We start from the raw sequence: 19,227 nt of genomic DNA, 5'->3' as shown, positions 1-19,227 counted from the left end.
GTACCGGCTTCCGCCCCACTGTGATCTTCGCGTTAAATATTCACCGTGGCCGGTTCATGCCCGATAGCATCAGGTTAGTCCGATTCCACTGAACAACACTCCGGTGACCGCCAGTTGGCTATGTTGTGATCCCGTCACAAGACTCCTCCTGCTGTTGGGAACAGGCGTATGGAGTGGTTAAAGTGGCCGGAGGCGTCAACAGGAGATGCCAACCGCGAAGTGTCCTAGCCGGCGCGGCGCGGCCGACGTACGAGTCTCATGGGGGACGTTGACTTATGGCTGGTCAGCAGTTCACTACCACCGAGGAGGAGATGGTTGCGTTCAGCGGCCGCATCTCCTCGGTCAACCAGTCGATCCAGGGCGAGATCTCTCGCCTGAACACGGTCGTCGACACCATCACGTCCGGGTGGAGGGGTGCTGCGGCTTCTTCGTACAACCAGCTGCAGTCGCAGGTGAACGAGGACGCCAACCGTCTCAACCAGCTTCTGGGTGAGATCAAGGAAGCGATCGACTCGACCACGAAGAACTACTCTGCCTCCGAAGAGGAGCAGGCTCAGTCGATCTCGCAGGTCTCCGCGCAGGCTTCCCCGTTCGGATGACGTGGCCGCGTCGCTTTCCGCGGCGCCACGGCCCAGCCGCCGCAGCACGGGCCAGCCGGGTGACTCCGCCGGCCCGCTGCGGCATGTGTATCGACCAGGCCTCATCAACTCCCTGAGGAGACACTATGTCCGGCCAGATCCTCGTCAATTTTGCGACGATCTCGCAGGCCGCTTCCGACGTGCGCGGTACGGCTAACAACATTCGCACTCAGCTCGACGACCTTGAGTCGGGCGTCAAGAAGATCGCTGCCAGCTGGGAAGGTGCTGCGCAGGAGGGCTACCAGGCCCGCCAGCGCGAGTGGGACCAGCGCGCTGCGTCCCTGCACTCGACCCTGGAGGCCATCGCCAAGGCGCTGGACACCGCGGCGCAGAACTACCAGAGCACCGAGTCCAAGAACTCGGCGATCTGGGGCGGCTGACCCAGCGTCAGGCACATGGCACAACGGCTGAGCAGCCCCGACGGCTCGCACAGTGGTCAATGAGGGCGGGCGCGCTGTTTCAAGTGCGCTCGCCCTTCTGCCGTCCGTAACCACCTCGTCACACCTGCACCACATCTCGACATCTACCCCTGCACCACCGCTTCCGCACCTCATAATTGACCCGTTGTTCCGGGCCCAACCCGCCACACACATGGAGAGCAGACAACCCGTGGGATCTCGCGCCATACGTCACCGAGCCGGGCATCGCCAGCGAGCGGCGGTCGCACTGGTCACGGCGGCGTGCGCCGCCGGCCTCTCCTGCGCCACCGCTGCGCCGGCGGTCGCGGACGAGAACGTTCCGCTCAACAGCGGAGAGTGCAAGTTCGGTGCCGAAAACATCAAGGAGACTCCGTGGGCGCTGCAGCGCCTGCTGACCAAACAGATGTGGGCGGTCACCGAGGGCAAGGGCGTCCGGGTCGCCGTCATTGACACAGGTATCGACGCGGGCAACCAGCAGGTGAAGACCGCGATCGGTTCCGGCGGCAAGAGCTACGTGAACGGCAACCCGACCGACGACCGGGTCGGCCACGGGACGAAGGTCGCCGGCATCATCGCCGCCCGCCCCTGGCGGGACTCCGGCTTGGTCGGTATCGCCCCTGAGGCGAAGGTCATTCCCTACCAGCAGACCAGCGACGAGAAGGCGGGCACCGCCAACAGTCTGGCCAAGGCCATCAATGACGCGGTGAAGGCCAAAGTCGACATCATCAACATCTCCCAGGGCACGGGTGCCAGCGAGGACCAGCTGACCCCCCTCAAGAACGCGATCGCGAACGCCGAGGCGAACAACGTGCTCGTCGTGGCCTCGGCGGGCAACGGAGGCGCGGACGGCGAGGAGAAGAGCATGTTCCCCGCCGCGTTCAAGGAGTTCAGCAACGTCCTCGGCGTCGCCGCCTCGGACCGCAGCAACGAGCGCGCGCCCTTCTCCCAGCGCGGAGACTTCGTCGACATCGCCGCGCCGGGCGTCGACATGGTCTCCACCGTCCCCAACGGCGGCAACTGCGTCGACCAGGGCACCAGCTTCGCCGCCCCGTACGCCGCGGGAGCTGCGGCACTCCTCATCGCCAAGCACCGCACCGGCAGTGACCGATGGACGCCGGAAGAAGTCATCTGGCACCTGGAGCAGACCGCCGAGCGCGTGCGCAGGGACCGGGACAACAACATCGGCTGGGGTGTCGTCGACCCGGTTGCCGCCCTCAACGACGACACCCGTCCCACTGCCGCTCCCGAGCCGGACAAGCCCTCCAACTCGGCCGACGGCGCCAACATCCAACCGGCCGCACTCACCATCGGCGAAAGCGCCGAGGAGCGACGCGCCCGGATCGCCATCTACATCGTCGGGGGCGGACTTCTGGCCGTTGCCGCGGTTGTAGGCTCCGCCGTCGCGATCCGCGATTGGCGTCGGAAGACTGGTTTCACGACACACGGGGAGTCAATCCATGGGTGAGCAATATCGGGTAGATCTCAGCGCGCTGGAAGAGACCATCAGGAAGCTCAATAACGTCCTGAAGGATCTTGGTAACGCCAACGCTGACACCCGGTACAAGACGTCGCTGTCGCCCAACGCGCTGGGCGCCGACGCTCCTGGGGCTAATTTCCTTGAGGCGCAGAAGCTGACTGACGCGCACAAGCAAATGAAGACGCACATCGAGGAAGTTGTTCAGCACCTCCACGACGTGACGGACGAGTTCGGCACCAAGACGAAGAAGGTGCACGGCAACTACCAGAACCAGGAAGCCGACACCTCGACGAACATGTCCGGTGGCTGATGTGGCGTCGGTATCGGTCAAGTGCGTATCTGTAGTCAGCGTGGAGAGCAGCAGAGGGGGATTGAATCGTGAGTGGTGACGTCGAGTACGAGTACATGCCGGCAACGATGTGCTATGCCGCCGAGCATGAAACAAACTTCGCCGAGATGGACATGGACACCATGAAGGCCATGGTGAAGGCGTCCAACCCCAGCGAGGTACACAACGTTTCGCAGGGCTGGAAGGACGTGCACACCCAGCTCGTCGGTGGCGGCGGGGGCGGAGTCAAGGGTGCGTTCGACGCTGCCGTGAAAGAGGTGCTCGAGCACTGGAACGGTGACGCGGCCGAGAAGTTCAAGGCGCAAGCGCAGAAGATCAGCAAGAAGATCTCGGACGGCGCCATGTACGCCGACTACACCTCCCGGGCGATGAAGAACGCTGCGACGATCCTTGAGCAGCTCAAGCCCGAGGTCGAGTCGATGGAGAAGCCGAGCACGGCGAACAAGGCCGTCAACTGGGTTCAGGACGGCGGCAGCCGGGATGACGCGGGGGTCAAGCGTGACCTGGCCAATCCCAGCATGAGCACGCAGCAGGCCCTGGACAACAACTCCGGCAGCCTGTCCGCGGGCAAAGAGCAGCAGCTGCGCATGGCTGTGAAGATGGAGCAGCTGGGCGCGGCTTATGTGTCTCAGGCCAAGTCGATGGGGACTTGGAAGAGGAGCACTGGCCGGGACAGCGGCGAAGAGTATCCCGGTCCTCCCGGTGGCGAGCCGCCGGCGGCTGTGCCGATGCCTATGCCCACCGGCTCCTCGGGCGCGCACAAGGTAGGCAGCCCTTCGATCGCGGGAATGGGTAAGGGCCCTGGCTTCTCCTCCGGAGGGATCAAGGCGCCGAAGGACCCTGGCATCAGCGGTGGTATCGGTTGCCCCCCGCCCGGAAAGGGCACGCTGACTCCCAACGTCGGTACAGGACTTGACAGTTTCACTCCTCCTGGCGGAGGCGCGGGTACTGGCGGAGGCGCCGGAGGCGGCCTGGGCGGTGGCGGCCTGAGCGGCGGTGCCGGAGGTGGGTCCCTCGGTGGCGGCTCCGGAACCGGCGGAACAGCCGGCGGCATGATCGGCGGTGGCGCGGTCGGCGCAGGCGGACGTGGTGGCGCGGTCGGTGCCGGTGGTGCCGGCGCAGGCGCACGCGGTGGCCGCGCAGGCATGCCTGGAATGGGCGGTGCCGCAGGTGCCGGCCGGGGCGCGGGTGGCAAGGGCGCAGGCGGCGGTCGTGGCGCGTTGGCCCGTCAGAAGGGCGGTGTCATCGGTGCAGGTGGTGGCAAGGCCAGCGGCGCCGGGCAGGGGGGATCGGGTCTCCACCGTTCCCGCGGCGGGGCTCAGGCAGGTGCCGGTGCAGACGGCCGTCGGCCTTCCGGCATGATGGGCGCACCTGGTGCTCATGGCGCCAAGGGCAAGGAAAAGGGCGAGAACGGCGAGCGTCCCGACTACCTTGTGGAGGACGAGGAGACCTGGACGTCGGAGCGTAACGTTGCCCCGAAGGTCATCGAGTAGTAACCGGTTGTCAGCAATTCGGTGGTAACAAGGCGGGGCCCGCGGCTCTTGGGGCCGTGGGCCCCGCCCTGTTAGGAGAGGTGTTAAAGCATGAGCTTCACGCGGAGGCTGCGTGTGGTGGGCGGCGCGGTTGTGGCGGGAGCACTGCTCTTCGGCACCGCACCGGTTGCTTCGGCAGACCAGATCCGAGATGCCCAATGGCCTCTGAAGGCTTTCAAAGCTGAGGAAATCTGGAAAATTGCTACAGGTAAGGGAGTGACCGTTGCCGTCATCGACGACGGGGTCAATTCCAAGCACCAGGACCTGACGGCCAATGTGCTTCCTGGCAAGGACTTTATTGATGGGGGCTCTGCGGAGCCAGAGGGTGACGATATCCACGGCACCCAGATGGCTGGAGAGATCGCTGGGCACGGGCATGGACCTGGAGGCGCCGAGGGCGTGAAGGGGCTTGCCCCCGATGCTAAGATTCTGCCCTTGCGGGATCGTGGATTGGGCCCGGACGGATTTGCCTCGTCGATTCGCTATGCGGTTGATAAGGGCGCCTCGGTCATCAACATTTCGCAGGGCACCAGTGGCGCAAAAGGAGAAGCTGATGCCATCGCCTATGCCCTGAAGCACAAGGTTCTGGTGGTGACGGCTTCGGGAAATGATGGCAAGGGAGGGCCCGATGCCATCCAGTACCCCGGAAACTACCCGGGTGTCTTGACTGTCGGCGGAGTGCAGAACTCTGGTGAGATTTGGCCTGATTCCAATTACGGGTCGTCAGTCTTGCTTTCGGCACCTGCGACCGACATTGTTTCCACCGGATGGGATAGTTCGCGGTATCGAAAAGGTACAGGAACCTCCGACAGCGCGGCGCTTACGTCTGGAGCCGCCGCACTGCTCCGAGAGAAGTTCCCCGACCTGACCGCCGGTCAACTCGTCAACCGCCTGACCAAGACCGCCGGCCTCCCTGCCTCGGCCAAGGGCACCTCGCTCCCCGACCAGAAGTACGGCTACGGGTTCATCCAGCCGCTCGCCGCTCTCAAGCGCGAGATTCCTGCTGGGGCGAAGAACGGTCCCCTGAAGATGCCGAAGGTGGGGTCTTCGCCGTCTGCGGAGAACCCGGCGGCTTCCCAGGGCACCGACGGCAAGGGGGGATCGTCCCAGGCAGTGGAGAAGCCGGGGTGGAGTCCGCTCTTCATCGGGTTGCTCGTTGTGGTCGGCCTTGTGGTTGTGGGAATCATCGTGGCGATCGTTTTGGTCGTGCGTCGTAAGAGCCGTCGGAACGGCCCGCCTCCGGGCGGCCCCGGTGGTCCTGGCGGTCCCGGTGGATATGGCGGTGGTGGCGGTCCGGGTTTCGTGCCCCAGCCGAACAGCCCGTATCAGCAGGGCGCCCCGGGCGCCTACCCGCCGGCGCCTCCCACCCAGCCTCCGGGACGGTAGACAGCTAGCTGGTTGAGTTTTGATTGGGGCCCACAGCCTGGAGGCTGTGGGCCCTTTTCGTTGTGCGGTGCCTGACGAAGTCACCGGGAGATGGCGACGGCGTATGAGATAACGAGCCTCGCTTCGATGCATGGGATGGCCGCGGCCGGAGTTCAGGCCGGCATTGGCGGTACGTGGATCGGCGCTCGGGAGGCTGTCGCGGTAGCGGGGTACAGGCGCTTGCGTGAGCCGCTACGAGGGCTGCAGCTGACGCGGGAATTGTTCGCCCAGGTTTGCTCGGGCCCCGCTCAGTTCGGCCGTGGAGTGCGCGGAAGTGCTTTGCCGAGTGGGAGCGCTCAAGAGGGTGCTTTGCGCGTGGATGAGGCCGAGGAGAGACCGAGGAGAGGCCGAGAAGCGGCCGGGTAGGCCCTCCTTTTCGCCGCTCCGTCATCGCCCCATTGCCCCGTCGCTTCATCGCTTCGAGGAATGATCCGCCGGTTGATCCGAGGCATTCAGGCTTCTGATCAACACGGCGATGCGGGCAAGCGGCAGTCCGCGCCAGCGAGATCATTCCGTTCGGCCTCAAGCCCACGTTCGGTTGACCGGGCGCGGTCCGCACAGGACCAAAGCCGACGCATGCATTCGGCTTTGGTGGGCCTCAACCGGGCGGAAACGGACGTCAGCCGAAGACCGAGCGGACCTCGTCCGTGACGCCCTGGTTCCGCGTGGCGGCGCCTCCGGTGCGGCTGTCCACGTGCTTTTGGGCCTGGTCGAGGCCACGGTTGGTCAGGTCTTCCTTGGCGTGGTCGATATAGGTGTTGGGGTCGGTGAGGCTCTGTGCGCCTTCCTTGACACCGTCGAGGTATTCGCCGGCCTTCTCCTTGCCGATGTCGGCGGTCTCGCCCCAATCCATTCCGTCGCGGGCACCGAAGTGGTTCTCGATGCCTTGCTGCGCGACGTTCTGGGCCATCTCCGTTGCGGCCTCGGTGGCCTTTTCCTTGCCCTGCTCGACGATTACCTGGGTAGCGGTCTCCTTGACCGTTTCCTTGATCGTCTTCTTGGCGTATTCAGCTGCCAGCTGCCGGGCTTCCTTGGAGACGGCCTTCTTGGCCATCTTCTTGATGGCGTCCATGGTGGCGTGTTCCATCGCCTTGGTCGCCGCTTCCATGACCTCACGCTTGATCTTGTCGAGGATCTCGCGGACGATCACGCGGGTTGCCTGGGTGGCGCCGGCCGCGCCGAGCTCGGAGAGTCCGAGAGTGAAAGGCGCGGCTGCCTGCGCCGCGATGATCTCGGCGGCAAGGATGACGAGTTGGGTAATGACCGCGATCTTGCCGGCGAGTACGGCGATGGCCGCCGCGTCGAAGGCGAGCGCGATGACCTCCGCCGCCGCGGCGGCGTCGCGAAGATAGTTGTCGCCGCTGTCCCCGCCGCCGGCGAAGGCACCCCACTCGTTGGAAAAGCCTTCGATCGCTTCACCGGAGTTGGCGGAGACGACCTCGCTGGCTGCCGACGAGCCCTGGGAGGAAGCCTCGTTCACCTGGTTGGCGAAGTTGCGCCAGGCCGTGGCGCACTCGTGGAGCTTGTCCTCGTCGGCATCCGGCCAGTTGTATCCGAGAAGATCCAGGACCCAGGTGACCTCACCTGGCAGCGTCAGTGACACAGTGCTCGTCCCCCGTGCGGTTGTAGCCGAATGCTGAGTGAAGTGAAGAAGCGGAATGGGCGGAGAGGAAGGGAAAACCCGTGATGGTGACGCATGGGCGCGGTGTGCTGCGCGCCCGCGTCAGGTGTGGCGGTGAAAGCCTCAGATGGCGGGGCGGCCGACAGCGCTGATGGTGTGGATGCCCTGCTCGTCGGAATCGGCGTAGGTGTGGGCCATGTTCTGGAGCTTGTCGCCGATGCCCTCAAGGCGCTCTCCGAGGGAGTCCATGGACTCGAACATGCCGTCCCTGATGGGCGTGTAGATCATTTCGAACACGTCGCCGAAGTCGCAGTTTTCCCACGGACTACCGAGGCCCTCAAGATCATCCTGGAGCTTCTTCGATGCCTTTGAGAAGTTGCCGCCGATATGGACGAACGCGTCGCCCTGGGTGCTCAGTACATCCGGATCGACATCAAACGCTTTGCCTGCCACCAGGTCCCCCGTTTTTATGTGTCCAAAGCCGCGCTTGTCACGTCTGACCATCTCACCTTAGGCCGTCTCCGCGCAGGCATGTCAAGGCGAGGGTTGTGTGGAGGGTCGGCGCGCGACCGGTTCGGCTCGCGACTCGCGTTCACCGGTGCCCGAAGCGGTTCGTCATTGGTCAACTGGCCCTGAATTGGGGGTGTTGGCCTGGATCGCGCATTTGGCGCGGTATCGATGGGCATTCGTGAGTATGGGTGGGCGGTGCTGCGGTGAATAAGGCGCGAAGGCTCGGGAGGTGCTCAAGCGAGCGCCGGATGAAAGGAATGGTTAACTTTTGGTTCGTGGTTCGTCAAGGAGCTCGGTGGGGGCGGCGGTCGCTTCCGGATGAGAACGGGTGCGCGGGCGCCCCGTCGCCCTGCTTCCGGGGGAGGCATGGCCGTCCGGTTGGCGCGCGACCCCGTTGAACGTCTCCTGCTGAGCGTGGAGTTGAGGGGAGCGGGGGAGGGAGCTGGGGCGCGCGGTCGAACAGGGGTCCCGTAGCATCCCGTTCATGGACGCACCCGCACCCGGCAGTGAACAGCCCCTTCCCGAGAGCCGAGTGGGGTTGACGCCTCGCCAAGCTCGTCGGATACGCATCATCCTGGCCTCGGTCCTGATGGTTGCGATGGCGCTGGTGCTCATAGTGCGTCTGGCGTCCCGCACTTCGGTGCTGGTCGTCGGGGTCTACGGCGCCGCGCTGATTCTCTGCGGCATTGTGATCGAACTCAGCAGGAACGGGCGCACCAGGCTTGGCACCTGGTTGCTGGGTGCCGGCCTTGCTGCGGCGCTCGCTGCGGACTGGCTGCTGCTGCCCTGAGAGCAGGTGCGGTGGCGTATGTCGCCCCCCGCACGCGTACGGATCCGCCCAGCCACGTCAACCAGACATCGCGGCCGGTGAAGGAACGCGGGCGCAGGGACCCAACCGGCGCTCGGACGGTTCCGATTGGCGCCCCGGAGTGCCGCTCGGGCCGCGCCCACTCGTCTCCCGACCCCATCAAGCTTCCGTAGCCGAGCCGAGCCGAGCCGAGCCGAGCCGAGCCGAGCCGAGCCGAGCCGAGCCGAGCCGAGGCCGTAGCCGCCTGACCATTGGCTTGGGGGCGTCCCGACCGGCAGCCCGGATCAGGACGCGACACCCGGTCACCTGAGGTGCCCAGGCCCCGTAGACCAGCAGGCCAGCAGGCCGGCAGGCCGGAACCGGGAGGGCGGTCTGCAGCGCAGTGGCCCGCTCGGCTCATCGGCCCGCCCGGCCCCTCGGCCTCCCCGGTTCTTCAGCCTCTCCAGTTCCTTAGAACAACCCGTGCCACATCTGCTCGATGACCAGTGACCACCAGTTGCCATCGTCGTCCAGTGCCCACGAGTCGATCGCCGCGATCTGTTCCTGGAAGGCGGCCACCGCGGCACCCGCAGCGCGTGGGTCCATGCCTTGCATTTCCCTGCGAGTCGTCACCAGCAGGGCGAGCGAGCGCAGGTAGGCGGTGAGGGTGCGGTTGACGAACCGGCCGCCGCCCGAGGACGGCTGCACCGCCCAGACGGTGCCGATCAGGCCCTGGTTGTTCTCCGGCGCGGTGCACTGCACGGCGACGGTGTAGAGGCCGTCCGTGCCGAGACGGACGTAGCCGGCCAGGGTCTCCAGCGTGCCGTCCGTGGCCTGCGTACCGATCTCCCGCAGATGGCTCGCCACATCGGTGAACAGCCCACCGGGCGGCGGGCTCGCGGCCTGGTCGGCGGTGAAGAAGTACGGGACCTCGGCGGGGAGTCCGGCCCAGGTCAGCGTGCTCTTCGGGGCCTCGGGGAGCGCCGTCGCGGCGATGTCGTCCACATCGGGACGCACCACTTCCTGCCGGCCGAAGACCTCCGCGAGGTGCTTGCCAAGCGCCACGTCGCGCATCGGCGGCGCTGCTTCGACGTTCTGCGGCACGGGCACCCGGTGCGGTCGCGGCGGTGCCTGCTGTCCGGCGATCTGGTGCATCATCTCGACGTGCCGCAGCAGCCCGGCGATGCCCTCGGCGCGCTCCTCGGGCCGCATGCCGTAGCCCTCGGTGCAGGAGAACGTGGCGTTGGGGAAGGCGCGCAGGACGAAGTCGCCCGGGTAGCCGCCGGGCAGCAGTGCGGGGCGCAGGTCGCTGTGGACCGCGCGGACGTCCTCACCGCGTACACCGAGCCGGAGCAGCTCCTCGTGCAGCTGGTACTCCGCGGGCGGGAGGCCGGGCGAGGAGACCTGGGCGAGGCTGGTCTCCTCGCCGGTGGCCGGGTCGTTGTAGGTCGCTACCGCGGTGTTGCCGGGGCCGGTGACGGGCTCCGCGGCGGCCGCGTCCGAGGCCCCGCCCGTGCCGTGCTTCTGCTGGTACATCCGCACGACCTCGTCGACCGGGACGGACGGCCAGACCGTCAGCTCGCCGGAGCCGCGGTCGACGACACCGCACGCGGTGCCGATCTCCGCGGGCGGACGGCGCTGCCCGGTCTCCGGGTCGACCTCCGGGGGCGGCGGCACGGCCCAGACCACCCAGCCGAGGTCGAACTCCTGCATGGCCACCTCGCGCGGCGGACCCTGGTGTCCCTCGGGGTTGAGCCAGCGTTCAGCGGTGTCGTGCGCCTGCGCCTGAGTGGTCACGAGTGGTCTCCTTCGAGGCCGTGGGAAGCGACAGCGTCAGCGGTGCCGACGGCCTGGGCCGGCACGGTGGGCGAGGCCGCGGGGAGCGGCGCGGTGATCTGCCGGGCGGTCACGCCGCGCGCGGTGGCGACGACGAGGACGCCGTCGGGTGAGAGATCGACGCCGGTGAACGGGGTGTCGGAGATCAGTGCGGCCACGACCTGCCGGCTCTCCCGCGCCCAGACCCGCAGATAGTCGGCGCCGCGGCTGAGGCCCAACGGCCCCGCCTCCCGCGCCTCTTCGGAGGGACGCAGAACCTGTGCCGGGTCGGCGTCGAGGTAGTCGGGTCCCCACAGGTCGTGTACGAGGAGGGCCGGGCCGCCGGATTCGCCGGCGTCACCTTCCGCGCGGGGGAGGGAACGAGCCCCGGGGGTGCCTTCGGGGACCAGCAGGGCGGCAACCTGGCGCGCCGGGGCAGCCCCGGCAGCCGAGTCGGTGGCGGACCCGTCGGCCTGGCCATCGCCGCCCGCACCCGAACCGCCGCCCTCGGGGAGGGAGCCGACCGTCACTCCGCTGACCCCGGCGACCGGCACGCTCCACAGCGTGCGCCACGGCAGCGGGAGGCCCAGACGGTGCAGCGCCTCCGCGTACGGCGTCAGACCGTCCTCGACAAATGCGGACTCCAGCAGTGCCGCCCGCATGGTGACCGACGCCTGGGAACGGGTGAGCAGGGGAGCGGTGCGCAGATACGTACGGGCGGGGGCGCCCAGTTCTTCGAGCGGTACGGCCTCGATCGCGGTGCGCAGCGTCAACGGGTCGGCGTGCGCGAACATGCTCGGGTCGGTGAGGAGCTGAGGCAGCAGCCCCGCGTCGAGGGTGTGTGCCGCGAGGTGATCGCGGATGTACGGGTCGGCCTTGGACCAGTCCTGGCCGGGCACCGCTTCCAGCAACGCCATGGCGATCTTGGTCTGCGTCTCCCGGGCGTCGGGCAGTCCGGCGCGGATCTCCTCGGCTATGGCGGGGTGCATCAGACGCAGCAGTGTGCGGCCCTCAGGTGCGGGCTCAGCGGCGCCGGACGCGTCGTCGCTCCGGGCGTCGTCGCCCTCGCCCCGGGCCGCTCCAGCTTCCGCCGGCCGGTTCTCCGGTACGTCCTCCGCCGACTCGACCGGCTGGATGAACGGCGCCGCCAGCAGCATGCCGTCGGCGATGTCCTGGCTCATGTCCCGCTCGGCGACGGCGTTCGCCAGCCGCCCCCACAGCTGGACCGGCAGCCCGTCGCCCTCGGCGAAGGCCGGCGGCGCCAGCATGAGGCGGAGGGTCCGGGGGTCGGCGCCGAGCCGGCGGGCGTGCAGGTCGAGTGCCTCGCCGACATCGGACGGCAGCAACTCCTCGTCCGACGGATCGAAGCCGTCGGGCTGCATCAGCAGTGACTGCAGGGCGAGTTGGACCGTCAGATGGTTGCCGTCGGCGCGGCGGGCCATCGCCTCGGCGACGATCCGGCGGATCTCCGGATCCGCGGTGAAGGGCAGGTCGGGCGCGCCGGCGGCAGGGTCGAGGCCGGTCTCCGCATGCAGCGCCAGGCCGTCGGCGTCGGCCCACTCGGGGGCGTCGAGATCGATGATCTGGGCCTGGCCGGGAGGGAGCGACTCGGCGAGTTCCGCGGCCAGTTCACGCGGTACGTCGGCGAGCAGCTGAACCGATGCGGTGGCGGCGAGCGGCTTGAGCACCTCCCGGACGAGGCGAGCCGGTTCGTGGGCGGCGCGCACCGGGCCGGCGGAGTCGACGTCCGGCACCACGATCGTCACCGGCTCCTCGCGGGCGGAGAGTTCGGTGAAGACGTCTTCGGCGCGGGTGGCGCCGAGCTCGAAGTGGTCCGCGATGATCCACAGCAGCTGGGCCGCGGTGCGACCGGCGGGGCTGGGCACCGCGGGCGCGGGGAGGTCCGGAGGCACCGTCGCCGGGTCCAGATCGTCCAGCGGAAGCCGCTTGCGGTACTCGGGGTCACACAGCATCAGAAAGCCGGTGATCAGGCGCGACCGCCCGCTCCCCGGGTTGCCGGTGATCGCGATGACGCGGGGCGCTCCGGGCCACCGCATGCGCCAGGCCGCGAGTGCGCGGAGCACGGCCGTGCGGCCACCGATGAACGGGTGCGGCGCGTATCGGCCCGTCGTGGCGATTCCTTCGCCTGAGGCGCTCATGACTTCCTTGTCCCCCATGAAATCCCGCCCTCCACTGTTCGTGGATCCTGCGTCTTACCCCGTCGATCCTATGATCAGGGCCGCTCACGCGGGACTGCCGGGGCCCGGCAGTCGCGGAACCGAAGGCACCGGCCGGAGCGCGGGTGCGCGGGCGGTCGTGGGGGAGCAGTTCCGGGCGCGTGAGGGGTCCGTTCCGGGCCGTGATCCGAAAGAGCCCCGGTGCTTGGCTCGCCCTGCCGCTCCTCCGGTCGCGGCCCGGCGCCGCGTCATTTGAGGTGATGCCAGTGCATTGCGGGTGGTTCGGTATGGAGAAAGCTGGAGCGCCCTGTGCGGAAAGGGAAAAGATCTGGGCAGGACTTCGAGCGCGCCCCGACGGGTGCTCCGCTTTCTTCCCTATGGGCTATTTCGACTGCACGCGAAATCGGAAACGTCGTGCCGTGCGGAGAAGACGACCCGCAATGCGGTGAACGGGGGCGGTGCGATCGACGACCGGGTTGATCGCGCGGTCGGCGTACCGTGTCCGTCCGCCCGGCGAGCGCCCGGAACGACCACCGGGCGCGCGCGACCTCGCAAGCGATCCGCTCTTCCCGGAGCCCCATGAGGCAATCGCCCCCAGGGTCACCTCACAGCAGAGCGGATCGCCCTCGAACGGAGCGGATCAGCCCCGGTGACCGCCACCACGGCCACGACGCGGCGAGCTGACGATGTTCCCCGTGGGGCCGTCCCGCTCGGCGCGCTCCTTCTCCTCCTTCTCCTCCTGCTGCTTCTGCCATGCGGTGAACTGCTCGCGGGAGGCCTCGCGTTCGGCCTGCGTCTGGTCCTCCGCCGCGCGCCGGATCTGGTTCATGCGGTCGCCCAGCGCGTCCATGTACCCCGGCGTCTGGATGGCGTCCTTCATGCCGATCCTGCCGGAGAGGACCTCCTGTGCCATCTCCTGGAGCTTGCCACCCACATTCGGGTTCTCCGCCAGCGTCTTCAGCGCCTTCCGGAGCCGGTGCGCCTGCTCCGGGTCCGCGGCGACGTCCATCAGATCCTCGTCCTGGATCTGCCGCTCGTTGCTCATGATTGCCCCCTCGAACGTGGTGGCACAGCAACCGCGTGTGCTGCACCCGCGTCCAGAGTCTAATGAGGGGTGCGAACCAGCCGTCAAGGCGGGGTTGTCGGTATTGCCGGATATTGATCTGTATGCATTCCGCGTGCCGCCGTACGGCCGCTGCGCAGGCCGCTCCTGCCCTATTGCGGGTGTGCTAGACCTGTGGCGATGTTCGACAGGTCACTGTCATTCAATTCGGGGAGAAATGATGTCGGATGAGGTCCGGATCGGTACCGAGGAGCTGCACAAGCTCGGTACAACTTTCGAGATATCCGCGGACGATCTGGGCCGGCAGCTGACCGCATTCAGACGGCGGGCGGACGCCGAGGCGCTGCGGGAGGGGCTCGGCAGCCATGAGGCCGCCCGCCTGTACCGCGAGGTGTACGAACAGGCCGAGCGGGCCCTCACCCAGCTGCAACAGCGACTGGCCGAGGTCGGCGGCGGCATCAAGGAGACCGTCGCGAACACGCAGGCTGCCGAGGACGAGCTCGTCGAGATGATCCGGAGCGTCAAGTGACCGAGCGACGCAACCCCGAGGCCCTGCACGAAGCGGCGGCCGGCTGGCGGGAGATGGGCAAGCACCTCGACCGGCTCGTGCACGACCTGGACCGGCACGTCGGCACCGCCGCGGCCGCCCACTGGAGCGGCCCCGCGGGGGAGGCGTTCGCCGCGGACTGGCACCAGCTGAAGCGGTCCGTCGACGACACCCTGCCGGCCTTCGAACTGGCCGCCGCCGACCTGGAGACCGCGGCCGCCGCTCCGTCCTCGGACAGCAACTCCGAGGAGGGCCACGGTGCGCCGCCGGTGGACAACTCCAGCAGCGGCGCGCAGACGTCGGGAACCAGCTCCGCGTACGGCTTCATGGCGCTCGGCCAGCTCGCCAGTGGACTCGGCGGCGCCTTCGGCAACCGCGGGGGCGGTGGCGGGAAGGGCGGCCAGCAGCGGCCGTCCGTACGACACACGTGGGAGACCTCCACGGCACCGCAGGGCCCCGACCCGTTCGGGCCGGGGGCCGGCGACGCCAAGACGCGCGGCGGCGAGGGGCTCGCCAAGGGGGTGCGAAGCGGCCCGTCCGGCGACGAACCCGCCCCGGGCGGGGCCGAGCAGGGCAAGCCGGCGAAGCAGGGGTCGGGCGACGCCCCGGCCTCCGGCGCCAAGCCCGCCGCCCGCGCGGCCCAGGAGAGCGACGCCAAGGCCAAGGGCACGCCCGCGGCTGCCGGCGAGACTCCCGGCCAACCCGGGCCCGACATCAATCAGCACGGCGCCTTCGGCTGACACCCGGCCGCGCGGGCCCCACCCGCGCGGCCGGCCACACACCAAGAACGGCGGTGGGGCGCCCCTCCAGAGAGGGACGCCCCACCGCCGTTGTGTGTGCCTTCGGTCAGCGACCGTTCGCCGGCAGCCAGCCCGTCTGGACCAGCTGCGCACCGCGCTTGCGCGTGACGAAGGTGGCCCGGCCCGGTGTCAGGGTCTGGCCCTTGATGTTGCCCATCAGCGGACCCTCGGCCTTGTCGGCGGACAGAATCAGGCCCTGCGCACCCAGTTCCTTGGTGCGCTGCATCACCGGCTCGAACGAGGACCGCCCGGCGCCCGAGGAGCTGCGCGCCAGAATCAGGCGCAGACCCAGGTCACGCGCGAACGGCAGGTACTCCAGCAGCGGCTGCAGCGGGTTACCGCTGCTGGTCGCCACCAGGTCGTAGTCGTCCACGATCACGAACGCGTCCGGCAGGTCGTACCAGCTGCGGTTGCGCAGCTGCTCCGGCGTGACGTCCGGCCCGGGCATCCGGCGGCCCAGCGAACCGGCCAGACCGCTGATGACCTCCTGCAACTGCGGCCCTGCGGCGCAGTACTTGTACAGGTGGCTCTCGGGGACCTCGCCGAGCAGGGCGCGACGGTAGTCCGAGACCACCATCAGGGCCTTGTCGGTCGCGTACCGCTCGGCGATCTGCTTGGTCAGCAGACGCAGCAGCGACGACTTGCCCGACTCGCTCTCGCCGTAGATGACCAGCAGCGGGTCCGACTCGAAGTCGATGAACGCCGGCGACAGGGTCGTCTCGTCGACACCGATCGCGATGCCGTGCTCCGGGTAGTCGTTGCCCTTGGGCAGCTCGTTGACGTGCAGCAGCGTCGGCAGCATCCGCACCTTGGGGGCGGGCTCGCCCTGCCAGTGCTCGTTGACCGTGGCCACCAGATTCGCCATGCCGTCGCTGAGCGACTCCGGGTCGCTGATCCCGTCCAGGCGCGGCAGCGCCGCCAGGAAGTCCAGCTTCTCCGGAGACATACCGCGGCCCGGCTTGCCCATCGGGACGTTCTCCGCGCGCTTGCGGTCGAACTCCGACTCCATCGGGTCGCCCAGGCGCAGCTCGACGCGGTTGAGGAGCTGGTCGCGCAGGGCGGGACGCACCTCGGTGTACCGCGAACCACCGATGATCAGGTGGATACCGAAGCCGAGGCCGCGGCCGGCGATGTCCAGGATCACCGGGTCGAGCTGCTCGTAGTCGGTCTTGAACGTCGCCCAGCCATCGATGATGAGGAAGACGTCGCCCCACTTCTGGTCGGGGAAGGCGCCCGCCGCCCGCCGTTGGCGGTAGGTGGAGATGGAGTCGATGGTGTTCGAGCGGAAGAACTCCTCGCGTTCGTTGAGGATGCCGACGACCTCGGCGACCGTACGACGCACCTTCTCCGCGTCCAGACGCGAGGCGACACCGCCGATGTGCGGCAGGCCCTCCATGGCGAGCATGCCGCCGCCACCGAAGTCCAGGCAGTAGAACTGCACTTCCTGCGGGGTGTGGGTGAGCGCGAACGTCGCGATGGCGGACCGGATCAGCGTCGACTTACCGGACTGCGGACCACCCACGACGAGGCCGTGACCGGCACCGGCGGAGAAGTCCAGGTACATCACGTCACGCCGCTGCTCGAACGGCTTGTCCACCAGCGCGACCGGCACCACGAGCTTGCCGAGCGCGGTGTAGTCCGGCGCGTGCACTCCCCGCTCGGGAGTGACGGCGAGGGTCGGCAGCAGCTGGTTGACGGTCGGCGACTCCTCCAGCGGCGGCAGCCACACCTGGTGCGCCGGCGGGCCCTGGCCCTGCATCCGCTGGACGATGACGTCCAGGACGGTGTCGGCCAGCGCGTCGTCCTGCTGCGGCTCGACCGGCTCGACGGGCGTGGGGTCCTCGATGATCTGCTCGACGACCGGAGCCGCCGTGAACGGGACGGGCAGCCGGCTGACGCGGCTGCCGCCCGGGCCACCGCCCGCACCGGGGCCGCGGTAGGCGCCCGAGACGTACGCGGCCTTGAACTGCACCATCGTCTCGGTGTCGTACTTCAGGATGCCGGAACCGGGAACGTTCGGCAGGTGGTAGGCGTCCGGGACACCGATCGCGGTACGCGACTCGGCCGCGGAGAACGTCCGCAGACCCAGCCGGTAGGAGAGGAACGTGTCCAGACCGCGAAGCTTGCCCTCTTCCAGACGCTGCGAGGCGAGCAGCATGTGGACACCCATGGAACGGCCGATACGGCCGATCTGGATGAACATGTCGATGAAGTCGGGCTTGGCGGTCAGCAGCTCGGAGAACTCGTCGAGCACCATCACCAGCGACGGCAGCGGGTCCAGCGGGGCACCCGCGGCACGCGCCTTCTCGTAGTCGGTGATGTTGGCGTAGTTACCCGCGGAGCGCAGCAGCTCCTGACGGCGCTGGAGTTCACCGGTGATCGAGTCGCGCATGCGGTCGATCAGGGAGACGTCCTCACCGAGGTTGGTGATGACCGCCGCGACGTGCGGCATCTCCGACATACCCGTGAAGGTCGCGCCACCCTTGAAGTCCGCGAGGATGAAGTTGAGGGTCTCGGAGGAGTGCGTGACCGCGAGGGCGAGCACCAGGGTGCGCAGCACCTCGGACTTACCGGAACCGGTCGCACCGACGCAGAGGCCGTGCGGGCCCATACCCTCCTGCGAGGCCTCCTTGATGTCGAGCATGACGGGCTGGCCGTCCTTGTCGACACCGATCGGCACCCGCAGCCGCTCGTGCAGCGTGCGTGGCCGCCACGTACGCGACACATCGACGGAACCGGCGTCACCGATGTTCATCAGGTCGGTGAAGTCCAGGTTCGACAGCAGCGGTTCCTCACCGTCCGCACCCGAACCGGCCCGCAGCGGGGCGAGCTGGCGCGCCAGCGCCTCCGCCTCGGGGATCGACAGGGTGTCGCAGACGCCCTCGTAGACCGCGCCGCTCGCCGACTCCAGCACCAGCTTGCCCGGCCACACCTGCACGGCCAGACCACCGCGGATCTCGTCCAGGTCACCCGGGACGACCTCGAGAATGGTGACGCCCTGCAGGCCCTCGGCCCCGGCGATCACCGAGTCCATCGGGACCTCACCGGCGTCCAGCACGATCACCACGTGCGGGGTGTCGGTCACCGGGGTGCCCTGCGGATTGAATCGCCCGCGCCCGTCCAGGTCGTCGGCGAGCAACTCCTCGATCTCACCGAGGTCACCGACGACGAGCCGGCGGGTACCGGCGCCGTCCACGGTCTTGTCCTGGACCTGCGGCAGCCACTTCGTCCACTCCCACTCCGCCTGCGCACCGGGCGAGGCGACGACCGCCACCACCAGGTCCTCGGGCGAGTGCAGTGTGCACAGCTGGGCGACGATGGCGCGGGAGGCGCCGTACACCGTGTCCGGGTCACCGGAGACGGTCAGGTGGTAGAAGGCGCGCAGCGACACCGCCAGCGGCAGGTCGTTCAAGTGGCCGTGCTTGTCGAGGAATTCCTTCATCGCATGCGCGGTGAGCGGCTCCAGCTCGTCGACCGGTGCGGTCTCCGGAGCCTTCAGCGGCGTGGCCAACTGCTGGGGCCCGAGCCCCAGTCGCACCTGGGCGAAGTCCGGGTCGGTCGCCCGGCGCTCCCACACCCGCTTGCCCTCGGCCACGACGGACCACAGCTGACCGGGGTCCGGGTGGATGAAGAGCTGGGCATCCCGCTGCTTGCGGGCAGTGCGCCGTACCTCTTTCCGCTTCTGCGTAAGGTACTTGAGGTAATCCTGGCGCTCCTGAAGCATCTGTCCGGAAGGTCCCTGACGGGCCTTGACGATCTGAACGATCGCCATCGCCAAGGTGGACACGACCATGACGCCGCCCATGATCTTCATGAACGGCTGGTTTCCCATGAACAGGAACGCCGCCGACGAAGCCATGCCCATCATGGGCATCAGGCTCATCAGGATGTTGTCCTGTTCGCCTTCGCGGGGAAGCTCCGGAGGCGCCTCGAGTGTCACCTCCTCGGCGGGGATTTCAGGTGGCAGCGCGCGGGGCGGGCGCTTAACGATGACAACGCTCACCGAGGCATCAGTCCTTCATGCATCTCGCAGTCTCGGACCGCCCCCGTTGGTTTGACGGTCCCCC

Annotated in this window: 15 protein-coding genes; 9 read left to right on the top strand and 6 right to left on the bottom strand. The window is 68.2% G+C overall.

What is annotated here, in order from left to right:
* The first annotated feature begins 275 nt into the window (after positions 1-275).
* From ACH4FH_RS19660 to ACH4FH_RS19635, 6 genes are all read left to right on the top strand, one after another.
* Positions 276-599 (top strand): WXG100 family type VII secretion target, encoded by a 324-nt coding sequence (locus ACH4FH_RS19660; protein ID WP_398557146.1) that lies wholly within the window; start codon positions 276-278, stop codon positions 597-599.
* Positions 600-724: 125 nt separating this feature from the next.
* Positions 725-1,018 (top strand): WXG100 family type VII secretion target, encoded by a 294-nt coding sequence (locus ACH4FH_RS19655; protein WP_398557145.1) that lies wholly within the window; start codon positions 725-727, stop codon positions 1,016-1,018.
* Between the two features lie 229 nt (positions 1,019-1,247).
* Positions 1,248-2,522, top strand: coding sequence for a type VII secretion-associated serine protease mycosin (mycP, locus tag ACH4FH_RS19650; RefSeq protein WP_398557144.1), 1,275 nt, complete (start codon positions 1,248-1,250; stop codon positions 2,520-2,522).
* Positions 2,515-2,844 carry a hypothetical protein gene (locus tag ACH4FH_RS19645; RefSeq protein ID WP_398557143.1) on the top strand — a complete coding sequence of 110 codons (330 nt, stop codon included), beginning with the start codon at positions 2,515-2,517 and terminating at the stop codon, positions 2,842-2,844. Before mycP ends, ACH4FH_RS19645 begins: the two co-directional genes overlap by 8 nt.
* A gap of 68 nt (positions 2,845-2,912) precedes the next feature.
* On the top strand, positions 2,913-4,376 hold the full coding sequence (locus tag ACH4FH_RS19640; RefSeq protein ID WP_398557142.1) for a hypothetical protein: 1,464 nt from the start codon (positions 2,913-2,915) through the stop codon (positions 4,374-4,376).
* A gap of 90 nt (positions 4,377-4,466) precedes the next feature.
* Positions 4,467-5,801 (top strand): S8 family serine peptidase, encoded by a 1,335-nt coding sequence (locus ACH4FH_RS19635; RefSeq protein WP_398557141.1) that lies wholly within the window; start codon positions 4,467-4,469, stop codon positions 5,799-5,801.
* A 658-nt stretch (positions 5,802-6,459) separates the two neighbouring features.
* On the opposite strand, the gene ACH4FH_RS19630 is transcribed toward ACH4FH_RS19635, so the two are convergent.
* A complete protein-coding gene (locus ACH4FH_RS19630; RefSeq protein ID WP_398557140.1) occupies positions 6,460-7,443 on the bottom strand; it encodes a PE-PGRS family protein in 984 nt (327 codons plus the stop codon).
* Positions 7,444-7,584: 141 nt separating this feature from the next.
* A complete protein-coding gene (locus ACH4FH_RS19625; protein ID WP_398557139.1) occupies positions 7,585-7,965 on the bottom strand; it encodes a WXG100 family type VII secretion target in 381 nt (126 codons plus the stop codon).
* A 490-nt stretch (positions 7,966-8,455) separates the two neighbouring features.
* On the opposite strand from ACH4FH_RS19625, the gene ACH4FH_RS19620 reads away from it, so the two are divergent.
* Complete coding sequence (locus tag ACH4FH_RS19620; protein ID WP_398557138.1) at positions 8,456-8,761, top strand: hypothetical protein; 306 nt, start codon at positions 8,456-8,458, stop codon at positions 8,759-8,761.
* A gap of 468 nt (positions 8,762-9,229) precedes the next feature.
* On the opposite strand, the gene ACH4FH_RS19615 is transcribed toward ACH4FH_RS19620, so the two are convergent.
* The 3 genes from ACH4FH_RS19615 to ACH4FH_RS19605 all read right to left on the bottom strand — a co-directional run bounded on the left by ACH4FH_RS19615 (position 9,230) and on the right by ACH4FH_RS19605 (position 13,795).
* Positions 9,230-10,555 (bottom strand): SUKH-4 family immunity protein, encoded by a 1,326-nt coding sequence (locus tag ACH4FH_RS19615; protein ID WP_398557137.1) that lies wholly within the window; start codon positions 10,553-10,555, stop codon positions 9,230-9,232.
* A complete protein-coding gene (locus ACH4FH_RS19610; protein WP_398557136.1) occupies positions 10,552-12,732 on the bottom strand; it encodes an ATP-binding protein in 2,181 nt (726 codons plus the stop codon). The genes ACH4FH_RS19615 and ACH4FH_RS19610 overlap by 4 nt, the downstream gene beginning before the upstream one ends.
* A 658-nt stretch (positions 12,733-13,390) precedes the next feature.
* Positions 13,391-13,795, bottom strand: coding sequence for a hypothetical protein (locus ACH4FH_RS19605; protein ID WP_398557135.1), 405 nt, complete (start codon positions 13,793-13,795; stop codon positions 13,391-13,393).
* Positions 13,796-14,033: 238 nt separating this feature from the next.
* Between ACH4FH_RS19605 and ACH4FH_RS19600 the strand changes: the two genes are divergently transcribed.
* Positions 14,034-14,342 (top strand): hypothetical protein, encoded by a 309-nt coding sequence (locus ACH4FH_RS19600; RefSeq protein WP_398557134.1) that lies wholly within the window; start codon positions 14,034-14,036, stop codon positions 14,340-14,342.
* The gene (locus ACH4FH_RS19595; RefSeq protein ID WP_398557133.1) at positions 14,339-15,100 is read left to right on the top strand and encodes a WXG100 family type VII secretion target; all 762 of its coding nucleotides are present in this window, start codon (positions 14,339-14,341) and stop codon (positions 15,098-15,100) included. Before ACH4FH_RS19600 ends, ACH4FH_RS19595 begins: the two co-directional genes overlap by 4 nt.
* A gap of 106 nt (positions 15,101-15,206) precedes the next feature.
* On the opposite strand, the gene eccCa is transcribed toward ACH4FH_RS19595, so the two are convergent.
* Positions 15,207-19,163, bottom strand: coding sequence for a type VII secretion protein EccCa (gene eccCa, locus ACH4FH_RS19590; RefSeq protein WP_398557132.1), 3,957 nt, complete (start codon positions 19,161-19,163; stop codon positions 15,207-15,209).
* Positions 19,164-19,227 lie beyond the last annotated feature (64 nt).

This window comes from Streptomyces sp. NPDC017993, from assembly GCF_044328065.1.
Classification (GTDB): Bacteria; Actinomycetota; Actinomycetes; order Streptomycetales; family Streptomycetaceae; genus Streptomyces.
The sequence above is the reverse complement of the archived record's forward strand: the minus strand, read 5'-3'. Positions and strand labels throughout refer to the sequence as shown.

Excerpts from the sequence above, each read along its gene's own strand:
- ACH4FH_RS19660 (WP_398557146.1), top strand. The coding sequence starts at position 276 with ATGGCTGGTCAGCAGTTCACTACCACCGAGGAGGAGATGGTTGCGTTC.
- ACH4FH_RS19655 (WP_398557145.1), top strand. The coding sequence starts at position 725 with ATGTCCGGCCAGATCCTCGTCAATTTTGCGACGATCTCGCAGGCCGCT.
- ACH4FH_RS19645 (WP_398557143.1), top strand. The coding sequence starts at position 2,515 with ATGGGTGAGCAATATCGGGTAGATCTCAGCGCGCTGGAAGAGACCATC.
- ACH4FH_RS19635 (WP_398557141.1), top strand. The coding sequence starts at position 4,467 with ATGAGCTTCACGCGGAGGCTGCGTGTGGTGGGCGGCGCGGTTGTGGCG.
- ACH4FH_RS19625 (WP_398557139.1), bottom strand. The coding sequence starts at position 7,965 with ATGGTCAGACGTGACAAGCGCGGCTTTGGACACATAAAAACGGGGGAC.
- ACH4FH_RS19620 (WP_398557138.1), top strand. The coding sequence starts at position 8,456 with ATGGACGCACCCGCACCCGGCAGTGAACAGCCCCTTCCCGAGAGCCGA.
- ACH4FH_RS19610 (WP_398557136.1), bottom strand. The coding sequence starts at position 12,732 with ATGAGCGCCTCAGGCGAAGGAATCGCCACGACGGGCCGATACGCGCCG.
- ACH4FH_RS19605 (WP_398557135.1), bottom strand. The coding sequence starts at position 13,795 with ATGAGCAACGAGCGGCAGATCCAGGACGAGGATCTGATGGACGTCGCC.
- ACH4FH_RS19600 (WP_398557134.1), top strand. The coding sequence starts at position 14,034 with ATGTCGGATGAGGTCCGGATCGGTACCGAGGAGCTGCACAAGCTCGGT.